Source organism: Rhodococcus sp. Q (assembly GCF_005503035.1).
Taxonomy (GTDB): domain Bacteria; phylum Actinomycetota; class Actinomycetes; order Mycobacteriales; family Mycobacteriaceae; genus Rhodococcus_G.
The window spans coordinates 216,037-228,848 of sequence record NZ_SCOY01000002.1; the positions used below are offsets into that span (position 1 = coordinate 216,037).

The window sequence follows — 12,812 nt, forward strand, 5'->3', positions numbered from 1 at the left end:
GCACGGTCCGTTCACACGCGACTGAGCGAGCTCGGAAGGGTCAGGAGAAGAGGGCGGCGATCGTGTCCCAGCCGAGGACCGAGTCGACGGCGAGTCCGAGGCAGACCACGGCAAGGTAGTTGTTCGACTGCAGGAACAGCCGCAGCGGCTTGACCTGCTCACCACGGCGCACGCCGGCGTAGAGCTGGTGCGCCATCAGCAGGAACCAGGCACCGGCAACCAGCGCGACCGCGGCGTAGATGACGCCCGCGGCGGGCACCAGGACGAGTGTGGTGAGGACGGTCAACCAGGTGTAGACGAGGATCTGCTTGGTGACGCGTTCCTCGGTGGCGATCACCGGGAGCATCGGCACGCCCGCGGCCTTGTAGTCCTCCTTGTACCGCATGGCCATCGCCCAGGTGTGTGGCGGCGTCCAGAAGAAGATGACGAGGAACAGCACGATCGGTTCCCAGCTGATGCTGCCGGTGACCGCGGCCCAGCCGACCATCACGGGCATGCAGCCCGCGGCGCCGCCCCAGATGACGTTCTGCCAGGTCCGCCGCTTGAGCACCATGGTGTAGACCAGCACGTAGAACGCGATGGTCAGCGCGATCAGGATCGCGGCCAGCGGGTATGTCGCCCACCACAGCCATCCGAAGGACGCGATGCCGAGGGCCAGTCCGAAGATCAGCGCGTGCGATGTGGGCACCGCCATCCGGGCCAGCGGGCGCCGGGCCGTGCGCTTCATCACCTTGTCGATATCCGCGTCGACCACGCAGTTGAGGGTGTTCGCGCTCGCGGCGCCCATCCAGCCGCCGAACAGGGTGGCGAGGATGAGCGGGAAGTCGACCGTGCCGCGGTCCGCCAGCAACATCGCCGGGATGGTCGCGACGAGGAGGAGTTCGATGACCCGCGGCTTGGTCAGCGCCAGGTAGGCGAGAACCGTCCCCAGTATCCGACCCCAGACGGTGTCCGACCTGGTGGAAGGAGTGGCATCGGGGGCTCCGGCGAGACCGTGTCCGCCACGCTCCACTATCCGCACCGTGTCTCCTACTTCTCGGGCCCTGCCGAGGGGCCCGGGTTCACGACTCGGCCGGAAGGACCGTGCGCGCGCCGACGTCAACCGCTCCGGTGACACTCCGCTGACGGGGGCCCAGAGCACTACTACACACGATGGTAGACGGCGAGCCGACCAGAACCGAACCGGGCCGGGGCCGAGAGGGCGCGCCGGGTGGGCACCAGATCGACCGGCCTGCACCCGAGCACTACTGTTGTGTCGGAACTACGCTTGGTTTCGAACCCACCGGATGCGCGAGGCGACGACCCTCGCGGTTCGGTGTTGGGTTCGCGATCAACGGGCCCGACGCGAATCGGGCTCGCCGCGCACGTCCCGCGTCGCCGTTCACCTATGTCAGGAGACTTCAAGCTCGTGTCGACCACAGACGAGATCCGCGTCCTCACCCATCCGGCGCATCCCGCCGACTGGACCGACCTGGACACGAAGGCGGTCGACACCGCCCGTGTCCTCGCCGCCGACGCCGTGCAGAAGGTCGGCAACGGCCACCCCGGCACCGCGATGAGCCTGGCTCCCCTCGCGTACACGCTCTTCCAGCGGGTGATGCGGCACGACCCCACGGACGCCGAGTGGGTCGGTCGCGACCGCTTCGTCCTCTCGTGCGGTCATTCGAGCCTGACGCTGTACATCCAGCTGTACCTGTCGGGATACGGCCTGGAGCTGGCCGACCTGGAGGCACTGCGCACCTGGGGTTCGCTGACCCCGGGCCACCCGGAATTCGGTCACACCACCGGTGTCGAGATCACCACCGGTCCGCTCGGCCAGGGTCTCGCGTCGGCGGTCGGAATGGCGATGGCCGCTCGTCGTGAGCGCGGACTCTTCGATCCCGACGCCCCGGCAGGCACGAGCCCGTTCGACCACCACGTGTACGTCATCGCGTCCGACGGCGACCTGCAGGAGGGCGTGACCTCCGAGGCCTCCTCGATCGCGGGTGTGCAGCAGCTCGGCAACCTGATCGTCTTCTACGACGACAACGAGATCTCGATCGAGCACGACACCGCCATCGCGTTCGGTGAGGACGTCGCCAAGCGCTACGAGGCGTACGGCTGGCACGTGCAGCGCGTCGAGGGCGGCGAGAACGTGACCGCGATCATCGAGGCAGCGGAGGCCGCGAAGGCCGTCACCGACAAGCCGTCGATCATCATCCTGCGCACCATCATCGGATACCCGGCTCCGACCAAGATGAACACCGGCGACGTGCACGGCGCCGCACTCGGTGCGGACGAGGTCGCCGGCGTGAAGGCCGCCCTCGGTTTCGATCCGGAGAAGAGCTTCGACGTGGACGCGTCCACCCTGGCGCACGCCCGCGAGGTGCAGACCCGCGGCTCGCAGGCGCACGCGCAGTGGCAGCAGTCCTTCGACGCGTGGGCCGGCCGCGAGTCGGAGCGCAAGGCGTTGTTCGACCGCCTGCACGCGGGCGAGTTCCCCGAGGGCTGGACGGACGTCCTCCCGACCTGGGAGCCGGACGCGAAGGGCGCCGCGACCCGCAAGGCGTCCGGCAAGACCCTGAACGCACTCGGTTCGATCCTGCCGGAGCTGTGGGGCGGCTCGGCCGACCTCGCGGGCAGCAACAACACGACGATCGACGGTTCGGATTCGTTCGGCCCGACGTCGATCTCGACGAAGGACTGGACCGCGCAGCCGTACGGCCGCACCCTGCACTTCGGCATCCGCGAGCACGCGATGGGCTCCATCCTCAACGGCATCACGCTGCACGGCCCGACCCGCCCCTACGGCGGCACCTTCATGGTGTTCAGCGACTACATGCGCCCGGCCGTCCGGCTGGCCGCGCTGATGGGCACCCCGGCCATCTACGTGTGGACGCACGACTCCATCGGTCTCGGCGAGGACGGCCCGACGCACCAGCCGATCGAGCACCTCGCGGCGCTGCGTGCCATCCCGAACCTGTCGGTGGTCCGCCCCGGCGACGCCAACGAGACCGCACAGGCATGGCGGTACGCGCTGGAGAACACCACCGGCCCGACGGCGCTGGCCCTGACGCGTCAGGACATCCCGATCCTCGAGGGCACCAAGGAGCGGGCAGCCGAGGGAGTCGCACGCGGCGCGTACGTCCTCGAGGACTCGTCGACGGGGACCCCGCAGGTGATCCTTCTCGCGTCCGGTTCCGAGCTGCACCTCGCGGTCGAGGCACGCAAGGTCCTCGAGGCCGACGGCATCGGCACCCGCGTCGTGTCGGTTCCCTGCCTCGACTGGTTCAACCAGCAGGACCAGGCGTACCGCGACGAGGTGCTCCCGCCGGCAACGCGTGCCCGCGTCTCCGTCGAGGCAGGCATCGCGATGCCGTGGTGGCGCCTGCTCGGCGACGCCGGTGAGGCCGTCTCCATCGAGCACTTCGGTGCGTCCGCCGACTACAAGGTCCTGTTCCGTGAGTTCGGGATCACGGCCGAGGCCGTCACCGACGCCGCTCGCCGCACCCTCGATCGAGTGAAGGGCTGATCGTCATGACCCAGAACAAGTACCTCGCAGATCTGTCTGCCGCCGGTGTCTCGGTGTGGCTGGACGACCTCTCGCGGTCCCGGCTCGAGACCGGCAACCTGGCGCAGCTGGTGGCGGAGAAGTCCGTCGTCGGTGTGACGACGAACCCGTCGATCTTCCAGGCCGCGCTCAAGGGCCCCGAGTACCAGGCCCAGCTGCACGAGCTTGCTGCTCGCGGCGCCGACGTGGACGACACCGTTCGCGAATTGACCACCGACGACGTGCGCAACGCGTGCGACCTGCTGGCCCCGCAGTACGAGGCGTCGGCAGGTGTCGACGGCCGGGTGTCCATCGAGGTCGATCCGCGCCTCGCGCACGACACCGAGGGCACCGTCGCACAGGCGATCGAGCTGTGGAAGATCGTCGACCGCCCGAACCTGCTGATCAAGATCCCGGCCACGCTCGCGGGTCTGCCCGCGATCACCCGGGTGATCGCGGAGGGCATCAGCGTGAACGTGACGCTGATCTTCTCGGTCGAGCGACACAAGGCCGTGATCGACGCCTACCTCTCGGGCCTGGAGTCCGCGAAGGCCGCCGGGCACGACCTGGCGACGATCCACTCGGTCGCCTCGTTCTTCGTCTCCCGCGTGGACACGGAGATCGACGCCCGGCTGGAGACGATCGGCACCGACGCCGCGCTGGCACTGCGGGGCAAGGCAGGCGTCGCCAACGCCCGCCTCGCGTACGCCGCGTACCAGGAGGTGTTCGAGTCCGGTGACCGCTTCGCCGAGCTGGCGAAGTCCGGGGCACGCGTGCAGCGCCCGCTGTGGGCGTCGACGGGCGTGAAGAACCCCGACTACCCCGACACCCTGTACGTCACCGAGCTGGTCGCCGCGAACACGGTGAACACCATGCCGGAGAAGACTCTCGACGCGGTCGCCGACCACGGTGTCGTCTCGGGCGACACCATCTCGGGTACGGCAGCCGCCTCGCAGGAGGTCTTCGACGCGGTCGCGGCCGTCGGGGTCGACCTGGTCGACGTGTTCGACAAGCTCGAGTCCGAGGGTGTCGACAAGTTCGAGGTCTCCTGGAACGAACTTCTGGGAGCCACCGCCGCGTCCCTCGCCGCGGCAGGCTGATCACCGTGGGAGGCACGGGTGCCGCAGAGCGGCGCAGGACCGGCGCGTCGACGCCACAGTGGGTCAATCCGCTGCGTGACGAACGCGACAAACGACTGCCCCGTATCGCGGGCCCGTGCTCCCTGGTGATCTTCGGCGTCACCGGAGACCTGGCGCGCAAGAAGCTCCTTCCTGCCGTCTACGACCTCGCGAATCGGGGACTGCTCCCGCCTGGGTTCACCCTGATCGGGTTCGCCCGGCGGGACTGGACGGACGAGCACTTCGCCGCCGTCGTGCACGATTCGGTGCGCGAGCACGCACGCACCAAGTTCCGCGAGGTGGTGTGGGAGCGACTCGCCGAGGGAATTCGCTTCGTGCAGGGCAACTTCGACGACGATGCCGCGTTCGACGAGCTCGCGAAGACCCTCGCATCGGTGGACGAGCGGCGCGGCACCGGCGGCAATCACGCCTTCTACCTGGCGATCCCGCCTGCCGCCTTCCCGACGGTGTGCGAGCAGCTGTCGCGATCCGGCCTCGCCGAGCCGGGCGAGGAGCAGTGGCGGCGCGTGGTCATCGAGAAGCCGTTCGGTCACGACCTCGAGTCGGCGCAGGACCTCAATGCGGTCGTGAACACCGTCTTCCCGGAGGACTCGGTGTTCCGCATCGACCACTACCTGGGCAAGGAGACGGTCCAGAACATCCTGGCGTTGCGGTTCGCGAACCAGCTGTTCGACCCGATCTGGAACGCCCACTACGTGGACCACGTCCAGATCACGATGGCCGAGGACATCGGATTGGGTGGCCGCGCCGGTTATTACGACGGCATCGGCGCCGCCCGTGACGTCATTCAGAATCACCTGCTGCAACTCCTCGCGTTCACCGCGATGGAGGAGCCGGTGAGCTTCGAGCCGTCGGAGCTGCAGGCGGAGAAGGTCAAGGTGCTCTCCGCGACGCGGCTCGCGCAGCCCCTCGACGAGACCACCGCCCGCGGGCAGTACTCCGGCGGCTGGCAGGGTGGCCGCAAGGTCGTCGGCCTGCTCGACGAGGAGGGATTCTCGAAGGACTCCACCACCGAGACGTTCGCCGCCATCACCCTCGAGGTCGACACCCGCCGCTGGGCCGGTGTGCCGTTCTACCTGCGCACCGGTAAACGCTTGGGCCGCAGGGTGACCGAGATCGCGGTCGTGTTCAAACGCGCCCCGCACCTGCCCTTCGACCAGACCATGACCGAGGAACTCGGCCAGAACGCGCTGGTGATCCGGGTGCAGCCCGACGAGGGCGTCACGATGCGGTTCGGCTCCAAGGTGCCCGGCTCCTCGATGGAGGTCCGGGACGTGAACATGGACTTCAGCTACGGCCAGGCGTTCACCGAGTCCTCCCCCGAGGCGTACGAACGACTGATTCTCGACGTCCTGCTCGGCGAGCCCTCGTTGTTCCCGGCGAACGCGGAGGTCGAGCTCTCCTGGAAGATCCTCGACCCCGTGCTCGACCACTGGGCGGCGTCCGGGCGTCCGGAGCCGTACGAAGCGGGCACCTGGGGCCCGCCGTCGTCGCAGGAGATGCTTCGCCGCTCCGGACGCGAATGGAGACGACCGTGACGCTAGGAGTGGTCCACTCGTGATCATCGACATTCCGGCCACGACGACGGGCGCCGTGAACAAGAAGCTCGTCGAGGTGCGCGAGACGGGCGGCGCTGTCACCCTCGGCCGCGTCCTGACGCTGGTCGTCAGCACCGATGACGACGACAACGCGGAAGCGGTGATCGATGCCGCCAACGAGGCGAGCCGCGAGCATCCGTGCCGTGTCATCGTCGTCACCCGCGGGGGGCGTGTGGGCGAATCCCGCCTCGACGCGCAGATCCGGGTCGGCGGCGACGCGGGTGCGTCCGAGGTCGTCGTGTTGCGGCTGTACGGCGAACTCGCCGACCACAGCGACAGCGTGGTTGTTCCGTTCCTGCTTCCGGACACTCCGGTCGTGGCCTGGTGGCCTGACACGCCGCCCGCGATCCCCGCACGGGACCCGCTCGGCCAGTTGGCGATTCGGCGGATCACCGACGCGACGGGCACGGCGGACCCGGCCGCGACGATCAGGTCGCGGCTGCAGGCGTACACGGCGGGCGACACCGACCTCGCGTGGGCACGCGCAACCCCGTGGCGGGCCCTGCTCACATCGGCGGTAGACCAGCCGCCGCACGAGGGCCTGGTGTCCGCGACGGTGTCGGGACTGTCCGCGGAGCCGGCCGTCGACCTGATCGCGGGTTGGCTCGCCAGCCGTATCGACGGCCCCGTCCGCAGGCGTGGTGGCGAACTGAGGATCGACCTTCAGCGCGAGAGCGGAACCATCACCCTGAGTCGCCCACAGACGGGCAAGACCGCCACGCTGAGCCGGACCGGAGCCCCCGACGCCCTGGTGTCGTTGGCGCGCAGGGAGACCCGCGACTGCCTGGCCGAGGAGTTGCGCCGCCTCGATCCCGACGAGATCTATCACGCCGCGCTCGCGGGGCTCGAACGCGTCATCTGGGAATAGTTCGGGGAGGATCGTTCGGATCGAGAACGGTCCTCCACCTGACGCGTCGCAACGCCTAGGGTGACTTCATGACTGATTCCGTGACTGTGCAGACCTACGACGATTCCGCTGCGCTCATCGAGGCGGCGGCCGCGAAGTTGATCGACGTGATCGTCGACGCGCAGTCCGAGAGGGGCGTCGCTTCCGTCGTCCTCACCGGTGGCGGCAACGGGATCGGAGTCCTGCGCGCGCTCCGCGCCGATTCGGGCAAGGTCGACTGGTCCAAGGTCGAGGTGTTCTGGGGTGACGAACGTTTCGTCCCCGCCGGGCATCCGGATCGCAACGAGGTCCAGGCCCACGAGGCACTGCTCGACCACGTGCCCGTCGACCCGGCACGGCTGCATCCGATGCCGTACGGGGACGGGGCGTACGCGGGCGACCCGGACGCGGCTGCACACGCCTACGAGCACCTTCTCGCCGCACATGCAGGCGGCGGCCCGATCCCCAACTTCGACATCCACCTGCTCGGGATGGGCGGTGAGGGCCACGTCAATTCGCTGTTCCCCGACACGGACGCCGTCCGCGAGGAAACCCGGTTCGTGGTCGGAGTGACCGACTCCCCCAAGCCGCCCGCCCAGCGGGTGACGCTGACGCTCCCCGCGGTACGGCGGGCGCGGCGGGTCTGGCTGCTCGTCGCGGGCGCGGACAAGGCGGAAGCGGTGGCGGCTGCGGTCGCCGGCGCCGATCCCGTCGACATTCCGTCCGCGGGCGCCATCGGCGCCGAGGAAACGGTGTGGTTCCTCGACCGAGCGGCGGCCGCGAACCTGCCGGACTGACCGGCTCAGTCGGTGGCCGTTTCCTCGTCGGACGGACGGGGATTCGGCTCCGGCGGTGTGGATCCGCCTCTCCTGCCGTGAAGGAGGGAGTGACTGCGCAGGGTCGCGCGTCCCGTCGTGCTCCCCCGGATTCCCCCACGCCAGTCCTGCGTTCCCGCGCAGCGTGTCATCGTCGGCACCCTCCTCAACTCTCGTTGACGGATTTGACGCACGGAACCGCGCTCTCGTTCCGTGCGGTTCCGACGACACCGGCGTTCAGTGCGCGATGCCCAGCAATCGACCCGTGCGGTCGATGGTCGCGCCGACCGAATCGGGCTGCATCAGGGCTCTCCCGATGCGCCACGGTGGCACTCCCGGGACAATGGCGGCATGGACATCGCGACGTGGTGGCAACTCCTCCCCGCCGACTCCCGTGACTGGCTCGTCGAACACAACGGTGAGCCGCTCGATCCGTCGGTCCGGGACGAGATCCTCGCCGTCAACGGGGGCGAGACGAACCCCGGCTGGTGGGCAGGCGAATCCACCGACGGCGAGTCGGAACTGACGGACTCGGCCATCGACTGGATCGAGGAGTTCGCCAACGGCGAGCAGTGACCGGTTTCGCTACCCGCTGTTGCGCAGCGCCGTGGCGAGGCCGTTCATCGTCAGCTGGATGCCACGCCGGACCAGGTCGCTGTCGTCTCCGGCCCGGAATCGGCGGAGCAGTTCGACCTGTAGGTGGCCGAGCGGCTCGAGGTACGGGAACCGGTTGTACATGGACCGTTCCAGCGCAGGGTTGTCCGCGACGAGGGAGTCGTTGCCGGTGATCGCCCGGTACATCGCGACAGTCCGGGCGTGCTCGGCCACGATCATCCCGAACACCTTCTCCCGCAGTGCCACGTCGGGGACGAGTTCGGCGTAGCGTGCGGCCAGTCCGAGATCGGACTTCGCCATCACCATCGCCAGGTTGGACAGGACCGTCCGGAAGAAGGGCCACCGCCGGTACAGCTCGCTCAGGCGTGCCAGTTTCTCCGGATCATCCCCAGTCCACGATTCGAAGGCGGTTCCGGTGCCGTACCACCCGGGCAGCATCACCCTCGACTGACTCCACGCCAGCACCCACGGGATCGCGCGCAGGTCGGCGATCGAGCGAGTGGGTTTCCGCGACGACGGCCGCGACCCGATGTTCAGCGCACCGATCTCCGCGACCGGTGTCGACGTCGTGAAGTACTCGACGAAACCCGGTGTGTCGTGGACGAGTTCGCTGTAGGCGACGCGGGCCCGCTCGGCGAGTTCGTCGAGCAGTGCGTAGGCGTCGTCGGCGTCGTCTCCGAGCCCCTCGACGTCGAGGAGCGTCGATTCGAGCGTCGCGGCGACGAGAGTCTCGAGATTGCGATGCGCGATGCGCGGCTGTGCGTACTTGGCGGCGATCACCTCGCCCTGTTCGGTGATCCGAAGCGATCCCCTGACCGCGCCCGGTGGTTGCGCGAGGATCGCCTCGTAGCTCGGGCCGCCGCCGCGACCGACGGTGCCGCCGCGACCGTGGAAGAGCCGCAACCGGATTCCGGTGTCCTTCGCCGCCTCGACGAGGTCGAGTTCAGCCCGGTACAGCGCCCAGTTCGCCGCCAGGTACCCACCGTCCTTGTTCGAGTCCGAGTAGCCGAGCATGACCTCCTGCAGCCCGTTGTGGGCGTCCACCACAGCCCGGTACTCGGGGACGGCGAGGACCGCGCGCAGGGTGTCCGCTCCCCCGCGCAGGTCCTCGATCGTCTCGAACAGCGGCACGATGTTCGGTCCGCTGCGCCGGGAGGAGCCGGGCACGAGCAGTCCGACCTCCTTGAGCAGGACGGCCGCTTCGAGCATGTCGCTGACGGTCTGGCACATGCTGATGATGCAGTTCGGGACTGCGCGGGTGCCGAGTTCTGCGACGGCGTCCGCGGCGGCGGCGAAGATCGCGAGCTCCGACGTCGTCCTCTCTCCGAACACCGCGCCGGGCCTGGTCAGCGGACGCGGCGTCCGCAGTTCCGCGGCGAGCAGTTCGACGCGGGCGGCCTCGCCGAGGGAGGCGTAGTCGGGATGCACGCCTGCCCAGGCGAACAGTTCCGCGATCACCTCCTCGTGCACCTCCGAGTTCTGGCGCAGATCGAGACCCGCGAGGTGGAATCCGAAGGCCTCCACCGATTCCCGGAGGGTCGCGAGGCGATCGTCCGCGAGCATGCCGTCGCCGTGCCCGCGCAGCGACCCGTCGATCACGTCGAGGTCGGCGAGCAGTTCGTCGGCCGTGAGGTACGGCGCCAGCCCGGTGTCGGCACGTGCCGCCGAGGACGTGCGCGCCAGGTCGTCGCCGAGCACGGAGATCGCCGTCTCGGTCAACCGGCCGCGCATGCCCCGCAGCGCCCGGCGGTAGGGTTCGTCCGCTCGGGACGGGGCGGTGTCCCCGGACGCCGCCGCGAGTGCGTTCAGCGCCTCCGATACGGTGACCAGCCGCGACGACATCGCGAGTTCCTGTTCGAGGGTCTCGAGGTCGTGCAGGTGTCGGTCGAGCGCGGTCGCCGCAGCGCGGTGCGTGGCGCGGTGCACCACCTCGGCCGTGACGTTGGGGTTCCCGTCGCGATCGCCGCCGATCCAGGTCCCGGTGCGGAGCATCGGTTCGGGTAGCAGGCCGGCGTCCGGCCAGCGTCCGCGCAGTTCACGTCGAAGGGCAGCGTTGATTCGGGGCACGACGTCGAACAGCGCGGCGTCGTAGTACCGCAGGCCGACTTCGATCTCGTCCTGGATCCGCAGGCGCGACAGCCGGATCAGCGCGGTTTGCCAGAGAGTGAGGATCTGGCGGCGCAGCGCGGTCTCCCACTCCGCCGTCTCGACGTCGTCGAGGTCGGTGCGTTCGCGCAGCCGCATGAGCTCGGTGATGCGGTTCTGCGTCTCGAACACCGTCCGACGTCGCGTCTCGGTGGGATGCGCCGTGATCACCGGAACGACCTGGGCGCCGGCGAGCGCGTGCGCGACGGTCGACGGATCGATCTCCGCCGCATCCAGTTTGGCGTAGGTGGCGGCGAGACTGCTGTCCTGCGGCGGTTCGCCGGCACGCACGTGGACGGCGCGCCGACGTTCGCGGTGCAGATCCTCGGCGAGGTTCGCGAGGAGCGCGAAGTGACTGAACGCCCGGATCACGGGAATCGCGATCGCCGTGTCGACTCCGGCGAACAGGTCGGCGAGCTCGGTGCGCTCGACCTCGGAGCGACGGACGCGGAACGACTCGACCCGGGCGCGTTCGACGAGCTCGAACACCTCGTCGCCGGCCTGGTCACGGACGGTCTGCCCGAGTATGCCGCCGAGCAGTCGAATGTCCTCGCGCAGAGGCTCGGTGGCCTCCCGCGACGGGCGTGCAGCGTCGTCCGGCGTCGTCATCGCCTCAGTATCGAGGCGCACCGCGCTACCCGCAGCGCGAGCGGAGCGATGACGCCGCAGACCTCACGTGGGTCAGCTGAACTTGATCTCCAGGCCGATGCCGAGGATCGCGATGAGCCAGATCAGGCCGGTGAACACGGTGAACCGGTCGAGGTTCTTCTCGACAACGGTGGAGCCGGACAGGCTCGACTGGACGCCGCCGCCGAAGAGGCTGGACAGGCCGCCGCCCTTACCACGGTGCAGGAGCACCAGCAGGATCAGCAGGAGGCTGGAGATCACCAGCAGGATGTCCAGAAAGAGTCTCATCTCGACCGTACTCAGCCCTTCGCGCGACGATTGTGGCCACAAGCGTGCCCAGCCTACCGGTATTACACCCATTGGTCGGCAATCGGACCTTACGGATACCGGACGCGCACCGCTCCGCTTCCCGCTGGACGGGAACAACTATGACGTAGATCACGATGCCACCTGAACACTTCCGACGCGTACGCACCTCCACCACCAGTCGATCGGAAGAGATTGCCCATGTCACATCGTTCCAGAGCTGTCGGAGTCCTCGTCGCCGCCGGGGCGGCGCTACTCACGAGCATCGGTGGCGTCGCACAGGCGGAAACCGGACTCCCTGCACCGGTGGCCGCGCTGCTGGACTCCGGCTCCGCCTCGCTCGGCAGCTCCGCGCCCGTCGCCCCGGACGCCCCCCGACTCACGAGCGTCGACAACTTCCGCGACATCGCAGGCACCGGCGCCGGCTACGTGGGCACCCACGGCAGGCACGTGAACAAGGGCGTGTTCTACCGAGCGAACGCGATCGTCCCCAACGAGGCGGATCTCGCGACCCTCGCCGGGCTGAACCTGTCCACGGTGTACGACCTGCGCACCGACGACGAGGTCGCGCAGAAGCAGAATGTGCTGCCCGCCGGCGTCGCGTACAAGCGGATTCCGATCCTGTCCGGCAACATCAACGAAATGCTCGGCAAGATCAAGGCCCCCGAGGACGCCGTCACGATGATGGAGGACATGAACCGGTCGTTCGTCACCGGTGAGGTCGAGCGGGCGAAGTTCGCCGAACTCCTCACCGCAATGGCGAACACCGACGGCGCCCAGGTCTTCCACTGCACCGCGGGCAAGGATCGCACCGGCTGGACCACCGCGCTGTTGCTGAGCCTTGCGGGCGCATCCGACAGCACGATCATGGAGGACTACCTGCTCACCAACGAGTACGCGAAGGACTCGATCGCGAAGAACACCGAAGGAATCAAGCGCGCGTTCGGTGACGCCTACCTCAATTACATCCCGCTGGTGTCCGTGCAGGCGAGCTTCCTGCAGGCGGGCCTCGACCAGGTGGACACCACCTACGGCTCGATGGACAAGTACCTGACCGACGGGCTCGGTCTGTCCCCCGAGACCATCGGCAAGTTGAAGGCGAAACTGCTCGGGTAGCACTTCACGCCCGTGCGTGGTCTCGACCCTCGGGGT

General features: G+C 68.7%; 10 protein-coding genes. 7 read left to right on the forward strand and 3 right to left on the reverse strand.

The annotated features are described in order from the left end of the window. Positions 1-40: 40 nt before the first annotated feature. On the reverse strand, positions 41-1,012 hold the full coding sequence (locus FFS72_RS03280) for a heme o synthase (RefSeq protein WP_502704073.1): 972 nt from the start codon (positions 1,010-1,012) through the stop codon (positions 41-43). Positions 1,013-1,408: 396 nt separating this feature from the next. Between FFS72_RS03280 and tkt the strand changes: the two genes are divergently transcribed. From tkt to FFS72_RS03310, 6 genes are all read left to right on the forward strand, one after another. After that, on the forward strand, positions 1,409-3,511 hold the full coding sequence (gene tkt, locus FFS72_RS03285; RefSeq protein ID WP_137872596.1) for a transketolase: 2,103 nt from the start codon (positions 1,409-1,411) through the stop codon (positions 3,509-3,511). Between the two features lie 5 nt (positions 3,512-3,516). Continuing rightward, on the forward strand, positions 3,517-4,629 hold the full coding sequence (tal, locus tag FFS72_RS03290) for a transaldolase (protein ID WP_137872597.1): 1,113 nt from the start codon (positions 3,517-3,519) through the stop codon (positions 4,627-4,629). 5 nt (positions 4,630-4,634) lie between these two features. After that, positions 4,635-6,206 (forward strand): glucose-6-phosphate dehydrogenase, encoded by a 1,572-nt coding sequence (zwf, locus tag FFS72_RS03295; RefSeq protein WP_050065964.1) that lies wholly within the window; start codon positions 4,635-4,637, stop codon positions 6,204-6,206. Between the two features lie 19 nt (positions 6,207-6,225). Beyond that, positions 6,226-7,134, forward strand: a complete 909-nt coding sequence (gene opcA, locus FFS72_RS03300; RefSeq protein ID WP_137872598.1) for a glucose-6-phosphate dehydrogenase assembly protein OpcA — start codon at positions 6,226-6,228, stop codon at positions 7,132-7,134. 68 nt (positions 7,135-7,202) lie between these two features. Next, on the forward strand, positions 7,203-7,949 hold the full coding sequence (gene pgl / locus FFS72_RS03305; protein WP_137872599.1) for a 6-phosphogluconolactonase: 747 nt from the start codon (positions 7,203-7,205) through the stop codon (positions 7,947-7,949). Positions 7,950-8,318: 369 nt separating this feature from the next. Further along, complete coding sequence (locus FFS72_RS03310; RefSeq protein ID WP_137872600.1) at positions 8,319-8,543, forward strand: hypothetical protein; 225 nt, start codon at positions 8,319-8,321, stop codon at positions 8,541-8,543. A 9-nt stretch (positions 8,544-8,552) separates the two neighbouring features. On the opposite strand, the gene ppc is transcribed toward FFS72_RS03310, so the two are convergent. Next, positions 8,553-11,336, reverse strand: coding sequence for a phosphoenolpyruvate carboxylase (gene ppc, locus FFS72_RS03315; protein ID WP_137872601.1), 2,784 nt, complete (start codon positions 11,334-11,336; stop codon positions 8,553-8,555). A gap of 72 nt (positions 11,337-11,408) precedes the next feature. Then, positions 11,409-11,642: a preprotein translocase subunit SecG gene (gene secG, locus FFS72_RS03320; RefSeq protein ID WP_050065968.1), complete on the reverse strand. Its 234-nt coding sequence runs from the start codon at positions 11,640-11,642 to the stop codon at positions 11,409-11,411. 219 nt (positions 11,643-11,861) lie between these two features. On the opposite strand from secG, the gene FFS72_RS03325 reads away from it, so the two are divergent. Beyond that, entirely contained in the window at positions 11,862-12,776 is a 915-nt protein-coding gene (locus FFS72_RS03325; RefSeq protein ID WP_137872602.1) for a tyrosine-protein phosphatase, read from the forward strand. Positions 12,777-12,812: the final 36 nt, after the last annotated feature.